Annotated in this window: 15 protein-coding genes and 1 pseudogene; 8 read left to right on the forward strand and 8 right to left on the reverse strand. The window is 67.4% G+C overall.

Annotation, left to right across the window (positions count from 1 at the left end):
* Entirely contained in the window at positions 1-834 is an 834-nt protein-coding gene (locus HT578_RS14105; RefSeq protein WP_213500150.1) for a porin family protein, read from the reverse strand.
* Between the two features lie 103 nt (positions 835-937).
* Between HT578_RS14105 and istA the strand changes: the two are divergent.
* The 3 genes and pseudogenes from istA (at position 938) to HT578_RS14120 (ending at position 3,919) form a co-directional block, all read left to right on the forward strand.
* Positions 938-2,429 (forward strand): annotated as a pseudogene (gene istA / locus HT578_RS14110) (IS21 family transposase).
* The gene (gene istB, locus HT578_RS14115; RefSeq protein WP_213500153.1) at positions 2,426-3,193 is read left to right on the forward strand and encodes an IS21-like element helper ATPase IstB; all 768 of its coding nucleotides are present in this window, start codon (positions 2,426-2,428) and stop codon (positions 3,191-3,193) included. Before istA ends, istB begins: the two are co-directional and overlap by 4 nt.
* 117 nt (positions 3,194-3,310) lie before the next feature.
* Entirely contained in the window at positions 3,311-3,919 is a 609-nt protein-coding gene (locus HT578_RS14120; RefSeq protein WP_239026297.1) for an enoyl-CoA hydratase/isomerase family protein, read from the forward strand.
* Here the strand turns inward: HT578_RS14120 and HT578_RS14125 are convergent.
* From HT578_RS14125 to HT578_RS14145, 5 genes are all read right to left on the reverse strand, one after another.
* Positions 3,839-5,290 carry an amidohydrolase family protein gene (locus HT578_RS14125; RefSeq protein ID WP_213500157.1) on the reverse strand — a complete coding sequence of 484 codons (1,452 nt, stop codon included), beginning with the start codon at positions 5,288-5,290 and terminating at the stop codon, positions 3,839-3,841. The two genes, HT578_RS14120 and HT578_RS14125, sit on opposite strands and share 81 nt — an antisense overlap.
* Positions 5,284-6,366: a CoA transferase gene (locus tag HT578_RS14130; RefSeq protein WP_213500159.1), complete on the reverse strand. Its 1,083-nt coding sequence runs from the start codon at positions 6,364-6,366 to the stop codon at positions 5,284-5,286. Before HT578_RS14130 ends, HT578_RS14125 begins: the two co-directional genes overlap by 7 nt.
* A gap of 4 nt (positions 6,367-6,370) precedes the next feature.
* The gene (locus HT578_RS14135; protein WP_213500161.1) at positions 6,371-7,861 is read right to left on the reverse strand and encodes a class I adenylate-forming enzyme family protein; all 1,491 of its coding nucleotides are present in this window, start codon (positions 7,859-7,861) and stop codon (positions 6,371-6,373) included.
* An 18-nt stretch (positions 7,862-7,879) separates the two neighbouring features.
* Positions 7,880-8,167, reverse strand: a complete 288-nt coding sequence (locus HT578_RS14140; RefSeq protein WP_039389536.1) for a hypothetical protein — start codon at positions 8,165-8,167, stop codon at positions 7,880-7,882.
* Between the two features lie 66 nt (positions 8,168-8,233).
* Positions 8,234-9,463: a CaiB/BaiF CoA transferase family protein gene (locus HT578_RS14145; protein ID WP_213500163.1), complete on the reverse strand. Its 1,230-nt coding sequence runs from the start codon at positions 9,461-9,463 to the stop codon at positions 8,234-8,236.
* Between the two features lie 215 nt (positions 9,464-9,678).
* On the opposite strand from HT578_RS14145, the gene HT578_RS14150 reads away from it, so the two are divergent.
* Positions 9,679-10,473, forward strand: a complete 795-nt coding sequence (locus HT578_RS14150; RefSeq protein ID WP_213504355.1) for an SDR family oxidoreductase — start codon at positions 9,679-9,681, stop codon at positions 10,471-10,473.
* Between the two features lie 257 nt (positions 10,474-10,730).
* Positions 10,731-11,075 (forward strand): hypothetical protein, encoded by a 345-nt coding sequence (locus HT578_RS14155; protein ID WP_144400861.1) that lies wholly within the window; start codon positions 10,731-10,733, stop codon positions 11,073-11,075.
* Positions 11,076-11,284: 209 nt separating this feature from the next.
* On the opposite strand, the gene HT578_RS14160 is transcribed toward HT578_RS14155, so the two are convergent.
* Complete coding sequence (locus HT578_RS14160) at positions 11,285-11,800, reverse strand: MarR family winged helix-turn-helix transcriptional regulator (RefSeq protein WP_239026298.1); 516 nt, start codon at positions 11,798-11,800, stop codon at positions 11,285-11,287.
* A complete protein-coding gene (locus tag HT578_RS14165) occupies positions 11,797-13,053 on the reverse strand; it encodes an acetyl-CoA C-acetyltransferase (protein ID WP_213500165.1) in 1,257 nt (418 codons plus the stop codon). The genes HT578_RS14160 and HT578_RS14165 overlap by 4 nt, the downstream gene beginning before the upstream one ends.
* Positions 13,054-13,306: 253 nt before the next feature.
* Here HT578_RS14165 and HT578_RS14170 point away from each other — a divergent pair, with 253 nt between their 5' ends.
* From HT578_RS14170 to HT578_RS14180, 3 genes are all read left to right on the forward strand, one after another.
* A complete protein-coding gene (locus HT578_RS14170) occupies positions 13,307-15,019 on the forward strand; it encodes an MFS transporter (protein ID WP_239026299.1) in 1,713 nt (570 codons plus the stop codon).
* A gap of 88 nt (positions 15,020-15,107) precedes the next feature.
* Positions 15,108-16,277, forward strand: a complete 1,170-nt coding sequence (locus tag HT578_RS14175; protein ID WP_213500167.1) for a cytochrome P450 — start codon at positions 15,108-15,110, stop codon at positions 16,275-16,277.
* 161 nt (positions 16,278-16,438) lie between these two features.
* The gene (locus tag HT578_RS14180) at positions 16,439-18,631 is read left to right on the forward strand and encodes a TonB-dependent receptor (protein WP_213500169.1); all 2,193 of its coding nucleotides are present in this window, start codon (positions 16,439-16,441) and stop codon (positions 18,629-18,631) included.

The following is an 18,631-nucleotide window of genomic DNA, read 5'->3' on the forward strand; positions in this document are numbered from 1 at the left end:
TCAGATACCTGCGGTGAAGGTCAGGAACCACTGGCGCGGGGCCAGCGGGTAGGTGGCGTAGGAGGCCGTCGGACGGCCGACGCTGATGGTCGAGGCGCCCTTCTCGTCGAACAGGTTGGTCACGTTGAGCGAGACCGAGGCCTTTTCGAGCGGGATGTAGCCGGCAAGGTCGAAGGCAATGCGGGCGTTGGCCATGTAGTAGGAGTCGACCACGCCGTCGTTGGTGTAGGTGGCGTAGCGCTTGCCGATGTACTGGCCCTCGATCTGCGCATCGATCGGGCCGAAGTTGGCCGAGATCATGGTCTTGTTCATCCACTTCGGGCTGCCCGGGACCTGCTTGCCGTCGGTTGCGAAGACGTTCGTGCCATCGGTGTAGTCGCTACCATAGCGCGAGCTGTTGAACGAGAACGCGTTGTAGATCGAGAAGATCGAGCCCAGGCCCAGCGTGATCGAGGCATCGACGCCGTCGGTCTTCACGCCGCCCACGTTGAACAGCGTGCTGGTGCCGCCGGTGATCGAGCCGCCGCCAAGGCCGCCGACCGTCGTGCTGATCGAAAGCAGGCGGTTGGAGAAGTCGACGTGGTAATAGTTGATCTGCGCGTCGAGCGAGCTGAGGAACGAGCCGGGGAACACGTGGTGGCTGCGCAGGCCCGCTTCGTAGGTCCAGGACGTTTCGGGACGGCCCACATCCTTGAAGTAGTCGAACGCGGCCTGGCTGCCTTGGCCCCACGGCGCGGTGCCGAAGTTGCGCATGTTCTTCTGGATGTTGAAGTAGATTTCCTCGGTGCCGTTGAAATCGTAACGCGCGCCAATGGCGTGAGAACGGCGGAGCAATATTCGACCACGCTAGCGGCGGGATAGTCCTGCTGCGGGCGGCGTAAAAGTCGTCCACCTTGAAGCCTTTCTGCCAAGTCAGGGAGGTGTGGGGATCTACAGCGTGGAACTTTATCTTCAGGTCCGTTTGGCTTGCGCGGATGGCATGAGCCAGCGGGCGGCGGCGAAGCGTTTCAATGTGTCGCGCGACACGGTGCGCAAGATGCTGTCGTTTTCATCGCCACCGGGTTACCGGCGTCAATCTGTCCCGCAGCGTCCGAAGCTGGACGGGTTTGTGGCGATCATTGATGGATGGCTTGAAGGGGACCGCTGCGTCCCGCGCAAACAGCGCCATACGGCGAAGCGGGTATTCGACCGCTTGCGCGCCGAGCATGGTTTCACCGGCGGCTATACGATCATCAAGGATTACATCCGCGAGCGTGAGCAACGCAGCCGGGAGATGTTCGTGCCGCTGGCCCACCCGGCGGGGGATGCGCAGGCCGATTTCGGGGAAGCGCTGGTGGAGATCGGCGGGGTGCAGCAGAAGGCCTACTTCTTCGCACTCGATCTGCCGCACAGTGATGCCTGCTATGTGCGGGCCTATCCGGCGGCGGTGGCGGAGGCCGGGTGGACGGACACGTTCATGCCTTCGCGTTCTTCGGCGCGGTGCCGCGCTCGATCGTCTATGACAACGATCGCTGCCTTGTGGCGAAGATCCTGCCAGACGGCACGCGTAAGCGTGCCACGCTGTTCAGCGCTTTCCTGTCGCATTACGTGATCCGCGACCGCTATGCCCGCCCGGGCAAGGGGAACGAGAAAGGCAATGTGGAAGGGCTGGTTGGTTACTGCCGCCGCAATTTCATGGTGCCGATCCCGAAGTTCCCGACACGGGAGGCCTTCAACCTATGGCTGGAGGAGCAATGCCGCAAGCGCCAGCAGGACAAGGTGCGCGGACAGAGCGAGACGATCGGTGAGCGCTTGCAACGCGATCTGGCAGCCATGCAGCCTCTGCCCGCTACACCCTTCGAGGCCTGCGATCAGACGAGCGGGCGGGTCTCCTCGCAATCCCTGGTGCGCTACAGGACCAACGATTATTCGGTTCCGGTGGCACGGGGCCATCAGGAGGTCTGGATCAGGGCCTATGTCGATGAGGTGGTGGTCGGCTGCCGCAGCGAAGTCATCGCCCGTCATCCTCGTTGTTATGCCCGCGAGGAGGTTATCTTCGACCCGCTCCACTATCTCCCGCTGATCGAGCAGAAGATCAACGCATTCGACCGTGCCGCGCCTTTGCAGGGCTGGGATTTGCCCGAAGCGTTCACGACACTGCAGCGGTTGATGGAAGGCCGCATGCACAAGCATGGCAGGCGTGAATATGTACAGGTGCTGCGCCTGTTGGAAACGTTCACCCTCGCCGATCTCCAGGCGGCGGTGGAACAGGCCATTGATCTTGGCGCCATCGGCTTCGATGCCGTCAAGCACCTCGCCCTGTGCCGGGTCGAACGCGTACCGCCGGGCTGGACACGGACGTCTATCCCTTCCTGCCACGCACAACGGTCGAGAAGACCTTTGCCAGAGCCTATCTGAGCCTGCTCTCCGACCAGCAGGAGGCCGCATGAGCGATCAGACCCCGGAGCTTCTTCTCGCTCACAATCTCAAGGCACTCAAGCTGCCTACGTGCCTGCGAGAGCACCACAAGCTCGCCCGGCAATGTGCCGCTGAAGGCGTCGATCATATCCGCTTCCTCGCCCGCCTTGTCGAGATGGAGATGATCGACAGGGAGCGTCGTATGGTCGAGCGGCGCATCAAGGCCGCGCGCTTCCCCGCCGTCAAAAGCCTCGACAGCTTCGACTTCACCGTCATCCCCAGGCTCAACAAGATGCAGGTGCTCGAGATGGCGCGCTGCGAGTGGATCGAGCGGCGTGAGAACGCCATCGCTCTGGGGCCATCGGGCACCGGAAAGACGCACGTAGCGTTGGGGCTCGGACTGGCAGCATGCCAGAAAGGGCTGTCGGTGGGCTTCACCACTGCGGCGGCGCTGGTCAGCGAAATGATGGAGGCGCGCGACGAGCGGCGTCTCCTGCGCTTCCAGAAGCAGATGGTCGGATACAAACTGCTCATCATCGACGAACTGGGCTTCGTACCGCTCTCCAAGACCGGCGCCGAACTGCTGTTCGAGCTGATCTCCCAGCGTTACGAACGCGGCTCCACCTTGATCACCAGCAACCTGCCCTTCGACGAATGGACCGAAACCTTCGGATCCGAGCGTCTCACAGGCGCGCTCCTCGATCGCCTGACCCATCACGTCAGCATCCTCGAGATGAACGGCGAAAGCTATCGCCTCGCTCACAGCCGGGCCCGCAAGGCCAAAATCAGACCCTGAAAAGCAAGCCAATGCCGGGGGGAGTGGCCCTCGGGCTACGCCCTCACGCCACTCCCCCCGGCGTGTAACACGATGGCCTGGTTTTACGCCGCCCCATGGCCGACTTTTGCTCCGCCGTTGACACACGCCCGGTGGCTCGCCGAAGGACGCACCGCTCCAAAAGATCATCCGGCAGGACGGCTCCACGTCACGCGCAAGGACGATGTGCTGCACCTGGAAATGGACCGGCCCGGGACCCACAACGCCATCGATGCCCCGCTGCGCGATGCCCTTCGCGAGGCGCTGGACCTGGCGGTTCTCGATCCCACCATCGCGCGCGTGGAGCTGCGCGGCGGGGGGCGCACGTTCGGGGTGGGGGCGGATCTGGCCGAGTTCGGGACCACGCGCGATCCGGCCCGGGCCCATGCCATCCGGATGCAGACGCTGCCCGCCCTTGCGGCGGTGCGCTGCGGCGAGCGGCTGGTCAGTCGGGTGCAGGGCCTGTGCGTTGGCGCCTCGCTGGAACTTGCCGCCTTCGGGCGTATCGAGGCGCGCCGGGACGCGATCTTCCACTTGCCGGAACTGGCGATGGGGCTGCTGCCAGGAGCAGGCGGATGCGTGTCGCTGTCGCGCCGGATCGGCCGTCAGCGCACCGCGCTCATGGTCCTATCCGGCCGCCGCATTGGCGTGGAGACAGCGCTCGCCTGGGGCCTTGCCGACTCGTGTGTCGATGCGCTCGTGCACTAGTCGTCCGGCAATCAGGGTGGCGCGGACCATGGCGGCGTCGAGGACCTTGCGGGCCACTTGCCAGGGGCGATCGAGCAGGCACAGGTCAGCCGGGGCGCCCACGGTGATGCGACGCCTGCGCGCAAGGTCGGCCGGATCGGCCAGGAACAGGTCGAGCGCCTCTTCGGGCGAGAGGCGCTCGTCCAGGCCGAGGACCTTGCCCGCCCGGGTTTGCCGGCTGCAGGCCGCACGCATGGCGGCCCAGGGGTCGAGCGTGCCGTAGGGGGCATCGCTTCCTGCCGCGAGGGTTACGCCTGCCTCGCGAAAGGCGCGCAGGCGGTAGAGGTGTGGCCAGTCGGACGCGGGGACGTCGGCGCGGTAGCGGTCGCCCCGCTCGGCAATGAAGGCGGGCTGGCTCACCACCTGCAGGCCCAGCTCGGCGATCTGCGCGATGAGCGGATCGGGCGCGATCCCGGCGTGTTCGATGCGGTCGCCGGGGCGTGGGCCGGCGCTGCGCAGAAGAGCGAGTGCGAAGACCAGTTCGACTTCGGTGGTGCAGTGGATCGCGACCGCCCGGCCCCGCGCATGGGCGGCTCGCGCCGTCTGCGTCACCGCATCCAGATCGGGCAGGGCGTTTTCGTGAAGGTGAAGCTTGACCGGGCCCAGGGTCAGCCCGGGAGGGAGGGGGACATCGCTCAGGCCCGGCGTTCCCGCGACCATGATCGCAGGGGCAAAGCCGGCCGTGCGTGCGGCGTGTAGCCAGGCTACGGTATCGCGCGCGTTGGCGGGCGACATGTCGGTCACGCCGGTGATGCCCCCCGCCGTCAGACGCGCGCCCAACGCGGTGAGGTCGGGGGGGCTGGCGGCAAGGGTGGTGCGAAGCCAGGAGTCTTCGTCGAAGAGGCGTCCTGTCCAGTTGCCGTCGATGCGCTCCAGACCCGGCGGCGGGGCGGCGCGCTCCAGGAGCTGCGCAAGCGCGGCGCTGTTGAGGAACCACATGCGCCCGGTTCGGTGCTGGATGCGCACCGGACGGGTCGGCAGCCATGCGTCGAGCTGGTGGCGCGAGAGCATTCCCGCAACCGCCTCGTCGTAGCCGGTGCCGCGAAGCCAGTCGGAGCCCGGCGCGGCGCGAAGGACGCGTTGCAGGGTTGCGGCGTCGTCCACTTCGGGAGGGCCGCAAGGCACCGAGTGGACAGCCGCGGCGCTTGCGGCAAGGTGGATGTGATGGTCGTGCAGACCGGGCAGGAGCGCGCCGCCCTTCGCCTCGAGAATGGACTCGCCCGGCAGGGGAGATAGGGCGCCGATGGCGGTGATCCGGCCGTCTGCGATACGGACATCGGCGCGCGGGCCATCGATGGAACCCGAGGCAATCCGGGCATTGCGGATCAGCATGGGACCACCTCGGGCGCGAGGATCGGCTGGCCGCGTCGCGCGTTCCAGGCAACGAGGTCCTGCGATAGGTGCGGATCCTGGGCCACGGCCTCTGCGACAAGGCCGCTCATGGCGACGATCAGGCGGCCGCCGTGTCCGGTGCGATAGCGTTCGAGCGCGGCGCGGGCGGCGACGATGCCGGTGAGCGGGTCGGCAATGGCATCGCCGACGAAGCCGACCTGGCCGGTCTGCGCGTGCAGCCGGGCCGAGAGGCCCCCGGCCACGCTGGTGTCGTCGCCAAAGCCCACCCAGTTGGCCGCCTCGCCAGCTATCCCGTGCCCGGTGATGGTCAGCCAGACGAGGCCGGGCCGCGCGCGCACGAGGGCTTCGGCGTCGACCCCAAGCTGGCGCAGCGCGCGCGGCCGGGCGGCCTCGATCACGATGTCGGCCTGTGCGATCAGCTGGGTGAGCCGGTCGCGGCCCGCAGCGGTGCGCAGGTCGAGCGCGACGGTGCGCTTGCTCTCGGCGAGGCGGGTGAAATGGCAGGGGTCGGTTTCGCGCAGGCGGTCCTCGCGGCCCCGGCTCTCGATGCGCGTGACCTCGCCGCCGCACAGGCGCAGGAGGCGCGCGGCGAGGGGACCGGCCCAGAGCGCGGAGAGGTCGAGCACGCGCGGCGGGCGATAAGGTACCGGTCGGTCATGGCCCAACGCGCTGGCGGCAAGCGCGGGGGAGGCGGGGCGCTCGGAAAGGCCCGCTATGGCCATGCCCAGGAGGCGCCCGCGTGCGACCGCCTCGGCCTCGTCCAGCAGCGCGAAGCCGGAGGCAAGATCGACGGGCGCGTCGGTGTGGAAGAGCGCGGGCAGCAATTCCTGGTCGCTCGGCCGCGCGAGATTGAGCGCCACCCAACCATCGCGGGTGCGATGAAAGCGGCAGCCGCCCCGGCAGGAAACGTCTCCCGGCACCGTCAGACCATGCAGCATGGCGCGTTCGGCGAGCAGGGCTCCGGCCTCAGGAAGGGCCGCGCCCGGGGCGAGCGCGGCGAGGGCATCAAGCTGGCCCTGCGCCCAGTGCGTCAGCGGGATGGCGGGCGCGATCACGGCTTCACGCGCCGAACCAGCCCTTCACCTCGCGGCGCAGGAGCTTGCCCATCTCGTTGTAGGGGAGGGTCTCGACCACCAGCGTGCGCTCGGGCACGCGGCTGGAGCGCAAGCGGGCGCGCACCAGCTGACACAGCTCGTCGTGGGGCGGGCAGTCGCAATCAGGTGCGGTGACGATGGCGATCCCGACCGCTTCGCCCCATTCGAGGCTGGGCACGCCGGTTGCGCAGGCGTCGGCAATTGCAGGGTGGGTGAGCAGGACGTCCTCGATCTCGCCGGGCGAGATGTTCTCGCCGCCGCGCACGATCACATCGTCCGCGCGGCCCGAGAGGAAGAGATAGCCCTCCTCGTCGAGATAGCCTGCATCGCGTGTCGGGAACCAGCCATCGGGGGTGAGCGCGGAGCGTTCCTTGTATTCGCCCGAAACCTGCTCGCCGCGCACGAAGATCTCGCCCGCCTGGTTGGGACCCAGAACCGTGCCGTCCTCGTCGCGGATCTCCAGCTCGATGGTGGGAAGCGGGCGACCGACCGAGGCGAGCCGGGCGCGCACCTTTGGATCTTCGGAGGCTTTCGCCGCGCGGTGGTCTTCGGGGCCAAGCAGCGCGATGGTCGAACTCGTTTCGGTAAGCCCATAGGCGTTTGTGAAGGCGGTTTCGGGAAAGAGGTCCAGAGCGGCCTCGATGAGCTCGCGCGGCATCTTGCCTCCACCATAGGAAAGGGCGCGCAGCGAGGACACATCGCCCGGCGTCCCTGCGCGGATGGCCTCGACAACGCGGGCGAGCATGGTTGGCACGACGAACGCGTGGGTGACCTTCTCCCTGGCGACCAGATCAAGCCAGCTCTCGGGGGTGAAGGCGGGCAGGAGCACGATCCGACACTGCGCGTAGATCGAGGTCAGCAGCGCGGCAATCCCGGCAATGTGGTAGGGCGGGACGGTGACGAGCCGGGCCATGTCGTCTTCGGCCGAACCGAACTCGACGGTGCCGATCACGTAACTCGACAAATTGGTGTGGCGCAGGATCGCGGCCTTGGGCGCTCCGGTCGTGCCGCTGGTGAAAAGCTGGACGGCAACGCCGAGCCCCGGATCGGCGTCTTCCAGCGGCGGTGCCGCACGTGCGGCGGCGACGAACGCGGCCCGTTCCAGCAGGGTATTGGCCGGGTCTTCGCAGAGCGTCCCAGCCCGCGCGGCATCGCCCACCAGCAGGCAGGGTGTGATCCGGGCGAGCAGCGCGGCAAGGTCAGGGTCGGCCAGGCGATAGTTCAGCGGCACATAGGGCACGCCTGCCAGAGCCGCGCCGAAGAGCGCGAGCACGGCGGCCTCGCTCGATTCGTCGAGCAGCGCGACATATTCTGCGCCCGACTGGCGGATCGTGCTCGCCGCGCCTTGCGCGGCGGCGAAGAGTTCGGCGTAGGTGAAACGTGCGCCGTCGCACACCAGCGCGGTGCGTTCGGGGGCGGCCTGCGCGGCCATCTCGAGGAAGAGGGCGATGTTCATCGCGCGGGGGCCTTTCGTTCAGTCCGAGGCCGGAAGGGGCTTCGCATCCTTGGTGACGAGCGGCGTGCCGTCGACCGCGAGCGAACCCTTGCCCGGTTTCACGCAGAGCAGTTCAAAGGCGGCGTCGGCATCGACGTAGCGCTTGCCGATGAGTGTACCTCCCGCGTGATCGGCGGCAGGCTCGCCCACACTCTGCTTGTCCTCGGCCATGGGGGCACCGCCGCACTCGATGGTGCCTTGTCCGGCACGGATGACCATCACTTCGGTATCGCAGGTCGCGCTCTTGAGGCGGGTTCCGGGTTTCATGGCTTGTTCCTGTCGTGCTTGCTGCGCAAGGCCGCTGGCGGCCCGGCGTCGGGGGTGGGGCGGGGATCAGGCGATGGCGCCTGTCGCCTTCAACTGTTCGATGCGCTCCCATTCCAGGCCCAGTTCCATCAGCACCAGTTCGGTGTGCTCGCTGGCCTGGGGGGAGCGCGTGGTGGTGATGGGTTCGTGGTCCCATTCGACCGGACTGCGCGAGAGCTTGAGCGGTTTGTTGCTGCCGTCGGCGGCCTCCACTTCGAGGATGTGATCGTTGGCCTGGACCTGTTCCTCCTCGGCGAGTTCGAGGAGGTTGAGGATCGGCGCCCACTGGCCCTTCATCGTGCGCAGGTGCTCGCGCCAGTAGGCGAAGGGCTGCGCGGCGAAGGCTTCGACGAGGATCGCACTGGCCGCTGCGGCGTTCGTGATGAGGCTCAGGGGGTCGGCAAAGCGCGGGTCCTGAGCCGCCTCGGGGCAGCCGACGTGGGCGAAGGTATCCTCGATCAATCCGGTCGGGCTCACCATGCACAAGTTGATCGTGCGCCCGTCGCTCGTGCGGAAATTGCCCATGAAGGGATTGCGCGCGTTGCCGCCGGAACTGGGCATCGGGTTGCGGGTGATGATCCCGGTCTCAAGGGCCTGGGCCATGTTGGCGCCCGCCGCCCAGGTCGCGGTCGAGAGCAGCGAGACGTCGAGCTCCTTGGCTTCGCCCGTGCGTTCGCGGTGGAACAGCGCGGCCGAGATGCCGCCTGCGATGAACATGCCCCCGATCGAATCGCCGAAGGCCTGGATGCCCTGGCTGAGCGGGCCGTCCATCTCGGTGGGTGTCATGCAGTCGGCGATGCCGCTGCGGCTCCAGAAGGCGGTGCCGTCAAAGCCGCCCAGTTCGCGTTCGGGCCCCTTGTCGCCCCAGGCGCTGCCGCGCGCGTAGATGATATTGGGGTTGGCCCGGCGGATGTGCTCGACATCGAAATTGTACTTGCGGCGGTGCTTGGGGAGGTAGTTGGTCAGGAACACGTCGCAGTGTTTCGCCAGTTCGTAGAGAACTTCCTGGCCCTCGGGGGTGGTGAAGTCGACGCCGACCGAGCGCTTGCCGCGGTTGGGATGCTCGAACAGGGTGTGGCGCTGCGGATCGAGAGTGACACCGCCCATGTTGAGGAAGCCGCGCTGCGTATCGCCGCGCACCGGGTGCTCGATCTTGATGACGTCGGCCCCCCAGTCGGCGAGGACGGCCCCTGCCGCGGGGACGAACGTGAACTGTGCCACCTCGAGCACTCTCACACCTTCCATGACTCTCGCCATCTGCACGTCTCCCCGTTTCTGTCTTGGCTTCAGGGATAAGGCGGCGGCGGCGCAGCGTCACCCTTTCGGGGGGCTGCGAGGCGCGATCATCGCTCCAACGATAGCGCGGGCCGGCGCACGCGCCGTGGCGATATCCCGCCGCTCCGGTGGATTTCGCACGGTGGTCCCCGCAAGCAGGACGGCAAAGGCAACATCCGGACGTGGGAGAGCAGCAGATGGAACTGGGCAGCGCGACGAGTGCGATCGTGACGGGCGGCGCTTCGGGGCTTGGCCGGGCAAGCGCGCAGGCGCTCGCGGCCAAGGGCGTGAAGGTGGCGATCTTCGACCTCAACGAAGAGGCGGGCGCTGAAGTCGCCGCGTCCATCGGCGGGACCTTCCACAAGGTCGACATCCTCGACGAGGACAGCGTGGAGGCGGGCTTTGCCGCCGCGCGCGCCGCGCACGGGCAGGAGCGTGTGCTGGTTCACTGCGCGATGGTCGCCAAGGGCGGCAAGACGGTGAGCCGGGACAAGGAAACCGGCGCGTGGAAGCGTCTCAGCACCCAGGACTATGCCTTCTCGGCCGAGGGTATCCTGGTCGCGAGCTACCGCGTGGCCTCGATCGCGGCGCTCGGCATGGCGGCAAGCGACCCGCTCGGCGAGGACGGCGAGCGCGGTGCGATCATCCTCACCTCCAGCGCGGCCGCGCAGGACGGGCAGGTCGGACAGGTCGCCTATGGCTCTCTCAAGGCAGGGGTGAACGGGCTTGTCCTGCCCATGGCGCGCGATCTCATGGACCTGGGGATCCGGGTCAATTCGATCATGCCGGGCATCTTCGCGACGCCTCCGATGCTGCGCTTCAAGGACTTCAACGCCAAGATGTGGGACGCGCTCAACGCGTCTGTTCCCTTCCCCAAGCGGCTGGGGCGCCCCGAGGAATTTGCCAGTCTCGTCGTCGAGATTGCCGGGAACAGCTACCTCAACGCGCAAGGATTTCGCATCGACGGCGCGATCCGGATGCCGCCGCGCTGACCCGGTCGGGGAGGCGCAGGCGCTCGTTTCCCGATTTCATTTCAGAACGTTGCGAGCTTCTTTCTCGGTGTCAGCTTTGGGCTTGCTAAGCCGGTTTGCGAAAATTGCATTCGCAGTTGCACAAAGAAATACCAAGCTAGGTTGACATTTTGCCTCACTTGATACTAACCTTGCTTATCTTTTCGGGGCGAGGCGCCAGACAGATCTCGCTACCAGATCCCAACGCGGACCAGCAGGTCCAAACCAAAGTGAGGTCCATGATGAACACCAAGATGCTCGCATCGCTCTGCGCCGCCGCTGCGTTCCTGCCGCTCAGCGCGCAGGCCGCCACCTCCCAGGAAGAGGCCACCACCAGCGCCGCCGCGATCGTTCAGGTCGCGCAGGGCACGCAGGCCCAGGCTCCGGCGGTCGAGGCGCGCAAGGGCTCGATGATCTACAGCGACGGCAAGCGTATCGGCCAGGTCTTCCGCGTGCGCGAGAACGGCGATGCGCAGGTCGTCATCAATGGCCAGAGCCACATCGTTCCTGCCGAGACGCTGATCGAAAAGGACGGCAAGCTCGCCACCACGCTCAGCCGCTCGCAGGTCGTGTCCGGCCGTTAAGCGTCTTCTCCCGTGGGGCCTTGCTGACGCCCCCGAGAATCCGCGCAGGCGGATATGGGCTGCCGATCCTTCGGCAGCCCCTTTTTCGTGCCGATCCCAAAGACGGCTATCTCGCTCGGCTAGGCCAAGGCTGCGTGCGAATGGTGCGCCAGACAGTTCGGGGAGCCCGAGGGCGATGGCCCGTGAGGACGGCTCTTCTTTCCGACTTGCTACTGGATGTTCCCGAGGTTCGCCGAGATCGCCTCGAGCGTGGCATTGATCTGCCGCAGTTGCTCGTCGGAGAGGCCGGCAAAGGTCGCCTCTTCGCTGAGCGTCGCAACATCGCTCAGCGTGCCGGTCAGTTCCTGGCCCTTGGGCGTCAGGTAGATGGCGTGGGCGCGGCGGTCGTCGTGCTTGCGTTTGCGTTCGACCATGCCCTCGGCGATCAGCCGGTCGACCAGGCGCCCGGCGGAGACTTCCGAAATTTCCAGTGCTTCGGCGATGACCCGCTGCGTGGCGCCCGGGCGCGAGGAGACGACGGCAATGACCGTCCATTGCGAGCGGGTGACGCCCAGTTCGGCAATTGCCTCGTCGAAGTGCTTGCGCATGAGCCGCGAGACGATCGCCATCTTGAGCGCCACGTCGCGCTTGAGCATGTCGGGCGCGGCCTTGCGGCCGTCCGTCCCGGACGTATCCGGAAGGCCCGGGCAGGTGGCCGAGGCCGAAGCGGGCAGCGAGCCGCTCACACCCTTTCGATGATGATCGCGGGGGCCATGCCGCCGGCCGCGCACATCGTGACGAGGGCGTAGCGCCCGCCGGTGCGTTCCAGTTCGTCGAGCGCGGTGCCGAGGAGGACCGCGCCCGTCGCCCCGATGGGGTGGCCCAGCGCGATAGCGCCGCCATTGGGGTTCACCTTCTCGCGCGCAAGGCCAAGATCGCGGATGAACTTCTCGACGACGACCGCGAAGGCCTCGTTCACTTCCCACACGTCGATGTCGTCCGGGGTGAGCCCGGCGCGGGCAAGCGCCTTGCGCGCGGCAGGCACCGGCCCGTTCAGCATCAGGGTGGGATCATCGCCGATGTTGACCGCCGTCACCACCCGCGCACGCGGTGTGAGGCCATGGGCCCGGGCGTATGCGGGTGAAGCAAGGAGCAGCGCGGCGGCCCCGTCGACCACGCCCGAGGACGTGCCGACATGGTGGACGGGCGTGAACTCGAGATCGGGATAGCGCCTGCGGATCTGGCCGGCAAAACTGGTGCCTTCGCGCGTGGCGGGCAGATCGTAGAACATGGCAAAGGCGGGTTTCAGCTCGGCAAGGCCCTCGGCGGTGGTCTGGGGGCGAGGGTACTCCTCGTGGTCGAGCAGGACCTTTCCGTCTGCGTCGGTCACGAAGGCGAGCGAGCCGTCAAAGCGGCCTTGTGCGATGGCCTGTGCCGCGCGGCGCTGGCTTTCGAGCCCGAAGGCGTCGAGCTCGGCGCGCGAGATCCCTTCCATCGCGGCAATGGCATCGGCGGCAACGCCCTGGTTGGTCTGGGGGTGGCGGGCATCGAGCGAGGGGTTGTTGGTGCCAAGCCCCCCGGCAATGTGCACCTTCTTCTCGCGCAGCATCGTGCCGTAGTCGACGACATGGCTCATCATCTCGCTGCCCCCGGCAACCACGCAGTCTTCCAGGCCCGCCATGATCTGGCCCGCCGCAAGGCTGGTGGCGGTGAGGCCCGAGGCGCAGAAGCGGTCGAGCGTGACGCCGCTGACCGTCACGTCGTAGCCCGCATCGAGTGCGGCCATGCGGCCCAGGTCGCCGCCCTGCAGGCCCATCTGCGCGCTGGTGCCCCAGATCACGTCGTCGATGGTGGCGGTGTCGAGGCTGTTGCGCGCGCGCAGCGCGGCCAGCACCGTGCGGGCGAGGTGCTGGGGGTGGAGGCCCGAATAGGCGCCCTTGCCGGTCTTCCCGATGGCGCGCGGCGTGCGCACCGCGTCGATGATGTAGGCCTCGGCCATGCAAGTTCTCCCCTGGCAATTGGCGGTCCCTGCCGCGCGCCCCTTTTCCGCTGGACGGACTGCAGGCGCGTGCATCTTGGTCTGGCACCACAGGCGGGATAGGCCAAGGCTCGGGCGCGTGTGCGGGGCACATCTCCGCCCGGGCGATGGCGCGTCGAATATGGCTGGACCTGTCAGGCACAGGGCCGGATCATCGCAGGATCAAACAAGAATGCGCACCAGGGATGGGCGAGCTGGAAATGGGGCAGGGGTGATGGCTGAGGACGCGAAGGACGTGCAGGGGACAGCGCCCGGCGCCATGGCAGGTACCGTGAGCGCGTCCCAGGCGCCGCCCGGGACATTCGCGCCGCTGGCCGTGGCACCCTTCCGGCGTATCTGGTCGAGCAGCGTGTGTTCCAACCTCGGGCACCAGATCCTGGGCGTGGCGGCGGCCTGGGAAATGACCCGGCTCACCGATTCGCCGGCCATGGTGGCCGGGGTGCAGACAGCGCTCATGCTGCCGCTCATGCTGGTGGCGCTGCCGGCGGGCGCGCTCGCGGACATGTTCGACAGGCGCGTCGTGGCCATGTGCGGCCTGGCCTTTGCGTGCCTTGGCGGCAGCGTCATGGCGCTGTGCGGGCTCCTGGGGCTGGTCACGCCCTGGCTGATGCTGGGCCTCATTTTCGCAATCGGCTCGGGCGTTGCGCTCTTCGGTCCGGCTTGGCAGGCCTCGATCAGCGAACTGGTCCCGCCCCGCCTCCTGCCTCCTGCAGTCGCGCTGGGTTCGGTCAGCTTCAACCTGGCGCGCTCGGTTGGCCCTGCCATCGGTGGTTTCCTGGTGCTGGCCGCGGGCGCGCACGTGGCCTTCGGGGCCAATGCGCTGGGTTACATTCCCTTCCTCCTCGCCTTCTATTTCTGGAAGCGCGAGCAACCCGCCTCGCGCCTGCCACCTGAAAGCCTGGGGCGTGCGCTCGTCTCGGGCATGCGCTTCGCACTGCACGCAGGCGGCGTGCGCAACGCCATCGTGCGCGTCTTCCTCTTCGGCTTCTGCGTGGCGACAGCCTCTGCGCTCGCCCCGCTGATCGCGCGCGACCAACTCGCGGGGGACGCGGCGTCCTATGGCGTCCTTCTGGGCGCGGGCGGTGTCGGTGCGATCCTGGGCTCGCTCTCGACCGCGACCCTGCGCGCGCGGCTGGGGCCCGAGCTCGCCATCCGGATCGGCACGCTGGTGACCGCGGGCGCGCTTGTCGGCATTGCCTATAGCCGCTCGATCTGGGTCGCGGCACCGTGCTTCCTGCTTCAGGGCATGGGGACGATGATGGTGCTTGCGATGCTCAACGTGGCTGTCCAGCTTTCGGCGCCGCGCTGGGTCACGGCGCGTGCGCTCTCGCTCTATTCCTCGGCGGTGACGGGGGGCATCGCGCTGGGCTCGATCGGATGGGGCGCGATCAGCAACGGGCTCGGCCTCCAGACGACGGTGCTGGTCTCGGGCCTGGCGCTGGCGGCGACGGTGGCGCTGGGCTTCGTCCTGCCCATGGCGCATGAGGGCGAGGACCGCCGCGCACCGGTGTCGCTGGGCAAGAGCCCCGAGGTGGCGCTGGGGCTGACCGCGCGCTCCGGGCCGGTCGAGATCGAGATCGACTACCGGGTGGAGCCCGCGAATGCGCGCGAGTTCTTCCGCCTGATGCAGGACGTGGGCAAGGCGCGGCGGCGCAACGGCGGTTTCGCCTGGTCGCTCGCGCGCGATATCGCGGACACGCAGCTGTGGGTCGAGCGCTACGAATGCCCGACCTGGGGCGACTATCTGCACATGCGCAACCGCTTCACCCAGGCCGACCTCGATCTTCAGGAAAAGGTGGAGACTTTCAATACGCTGCGCGACGGGTCGCGGCTGCGTCGGCGGTTGATGCGGCCTTTCGGATCGGTGCGTTGGCGCGCCGAGGTCCCCGATCCCGGCCCCGATCAGCCCCGCCCCTTCAGCTACTGAGGCGCGCCTCGTAGCTTCCCCGATCTTGACGGGCCTTCGTCTCGATATGATACTTTGCGCATCATAATAAAGAGCGAGGAGAGGGACGATGGAGGCACAGGCTCTTGCGGACCATCGCAAGTCGGCCGCTGTGGCGCAGGAGGGGTTTCGTCTCGACGCCAAGGCGCGACGGCTGGCGAGCTTGCGCGAATCGCGCGCCGCGCTGCGCAGCGCCGGCCTGCTGCAGGATGGTCCGGGATCGGAGGATGTGGCCGGGGGCAACCCTGAACACGTCCCTGTCTTCTATCTGGACGGGCCCGCGCACGCGCAGCGTCGTGCGGCCATCGCCCGCTTCTTCACGCCCAAGGCGATCCAGACCCGCTACCGCTCGATCATGGAGGAGACGACCGCGCGTCTGCTCGATGATCTGCGCGCGAGCGGTACGGCCCGGCTCGACCGCATCGCCTTTGAACTGACGGTGGCGGTGGCCGCCAACATCGTGGGTTTGACCGAGACCTCGCCCAGCCGGATGGCGCCGCGCCTCCAGTGCCTGCTGCGCACCGCGTTCAGTCCGGCGACGGGGTTGGGCAAGTTGCGCGACCGGATCATCCGCAGCGTCTACGGCGTCTGGTTCTACTACGCCGATGTGCGCCCGGCCGTGGCGCGGCGGCGGGCCGAGCCGGGCGATGACATCATCTCGCAGTGCCTTGCCAAGGGCTATTCGGACAAGGCGATCCTGATCGAGTGCATGACCTATGCGACGGCGGGCATGGTCACGACGCGCGAGTTCATCGTGATGGTCGCCTGGCACCTGTTCGACAATCCCGAGCTGCGCGGCCAATTCCTCGATGGGGACGAGGAGGCGCAGATGGCGATCCTCCTGGAAATCCTGCGGCTCGAGCCGATTGCCTCGGTGCTCTACCGCCGCGCGGGGGCAGGCGTGTGCGACCAGGCGCTGGGCGAGGTTGCGGGCGGCGAGCGGCTCGCGATCGATCTTCGCGCGGTCCATGGCGATGCGCAGTCGGTGGGCGCCTGTCCCCATGCAATCGATGCCGAGCGTGCCCGGCGCGAAGGGCAGAAGGCCGAATTCCTCAGCTTCGGCGATGGACCGCACCACTGTCCCGGCTGGCAGGTGGCGCTCCACGAGACCCGTACCTTCATCGATCAGCTGCTGCGCGTGCCGGGCATAGCAATGGCCCGCGCGCCCGACATCATCTGGAACTCGCAGCTGATGAGTTACGAACTGCGCGACGCCCAGCTTACCTGCAGTCTGGCCTGATCCGGGGCCTGACAGCGCGGCGTGATCGCCGGAGCGAACTTTGCCCTTTCCTTGTGACAGGCCACGGGGGCCGCTCTAACCTCGCGTCCTGAGAGAGTGCATGGACGTGAAGGCGCCTGCCGCGCGCCTGTCATGAGCCGTGCCCGAAAGGGGAGAAGGGTGTGAGGACCCGAAGGGCTTTTCTTGCAACGGCGTCATGCCTGCCGCTCGCGCTGGCCGCCGCGCCCGTCGCGGCGCAGGATGCGGACGTGCAGGCCGAGCGGGTCATTGTCGTGACCGCGCAGCGCCGCGCCGAGGCGCAGGTCGACGTGCCGATCTCGATCACCGCGCTCGATGCCGGGATGCTGGAAACCGCCAACGCGAATGAGCTTTCGGGCATCCAGAGCATGGTCCCTGCACTGCGCTTTGATCGCCAGAGCCAGTTCGTCCAGCCCACCATCCGCGGTGTGGGAACCAGCATCACCACTTCGGGCGGCGGCTCGAATGTCGGGATCTATGTCGACGGCTTCTATTCGCCCAACCCGGCCGAGGCCGACTTCGACCTTCTTCGGGTGCGCAGCGTGCAGGTTCTGAAAGGACCTCAAGGTACGCTTTTTGGCCGCAACACCACGGGCGGGGCGATCCTGGTCGAGACCGCCGATCCCAGTGTCGATCCGGCGATGGAATTTCGCGCCTCGCTCGCCAGCTTCGAGGCAATCCGCGCGCAAGGCTACGTCACGACAGGGCTGACCGATACCCTCGCGCTCGACCTTGAAGTCAACTACGCGACCGGCAAGGCCTACCAGCGCAACATCGCAAGCGGCGCGCGCGACCGGCGCTACCGCAACTGGCAGGTGCGCACGGGGCTGAAGCTCGATCTGGGGGATGTCACCGCCAAGCTGCGCTACCAGCATGTCGAGACCGACGACCCGCGCCCGCTGCTCTACAACATCTTTGTCGACGATGTGCTGGGAGTCGGGGCGCCCAGCTTCGCGCCGCCCTCCACCTACACCACCGATCCCGACTTCTACGCGCCGGGGCCGGATCGCAGCTTCATCACGACCAACAACGACATCGTGCAGCTGACGCTCGAGGCGGACCTTGGCTTTGCCGAGCTCGCCTCCTTCACCCAGTACCGCGACCAGGACGTCGATGCCTCGCTCGATCTCGACAAGACCGCGCTGACGATCTTCCAGTACGGCCTGCCGGTCTTCAACCGCACCTTCACGCAGGAATTCCTGCTGACCTCCAGGCCCGGCCCGGCGCTGCAATATACCGCGGGGCTGTTCTACCTGTTCAACTCGGACCGCTACAAGACGTACGCGGACAACGCCGTGCCGCTGGGCTTTGGCCGGGTGCGCCTGGGCGGTTCGGACGCGCCCACGCGCAGCACCGCGGCCTTCGTCGACCTCACTTACGAGGTCACGCCCAGCCTCTTCGTGACGGGCGGCCTGCGCTATGCCCACGACACGATCACCCAAGCGTTCTACAACGTGGGGGAGGAGGCCTTCGACGTCGCCGACGTGAAGAGTGATCGCTTCACCCCGCGCCTTGTGGTGCGGTACAAGCCGAGCGATACGACCAGCCTCTACGCCTCCTATGCGCGCGGCTACAAGGCGGCGATCCTTGATGTCGGCGGCTCGTGCCAGAATCCGCCCGATTTCGTCTGCAACGATGTCTCGCCCGAGACCATCGATGCCTTCGAGATCGGCTTCAAGACCGAGAGCGCACTGCTCAGCTTCGAGGCGGCGGCCTTCTACTACGACTACCGCAACCTGCAGGTCTCGCTCTTTACCGATGGCCGGGCCGAGATCATCAACGCCGCCAAGGCCGAGATCTACGGCGCGGAAGCTGCGCTTGCCTTGCGGCTGGGCGGCGGGTTCTCGATCACCGCGGGCGGCGCCTATGTCCATGGCCGCTACACCGACTTCCCGGGCGCCCCGGTCTACATGCCCTGCGCCGATTTCGGGCCGGATGTTGCGGCCTCGTGCGCGGCAGGCGGTGTCTCCTATCTTAACGTGCCGGTCGATCTGAAGAACGTCGACATGCAGCGTACGCCCGAGTTCACCGGCAACCTGGGCGCGCGCTGGGAGGTGGGGCTGGCTGGCGGCGAACTCGCCCTGTCGGGCAATTTCTACTACACGTCCTCGTTCTTCTTCGGCCCGTCGGGCACCCAGTTCCAGGGCGGTGACTATGAGACCCTCGCGCTGCGCGCGCAGTGGGACGACCCTGAAAGCCGCTTCTTCCTCGCCGTCTTCGGCGACAACGTGACCGACAGCCGCTACGTCAACCAGGTCCAGTACAACAACTTCGGTTTCGGCGCGACCTGGAGCCAGCCCCGCACCTGGGGTGTCGAGATCGGCTACAGGTACTGA

The organism is Novosphingobium decolorationis, assembly GCF_018417475.1.
GTDB classification, from domain to species: domain Bacteria; phylum Pseudomonadota; class Alphaproteobacteria; order Sphingomonadales; family Sphingomonadaceae; genus Novosphingobium; species Novosphingobium decolorationis.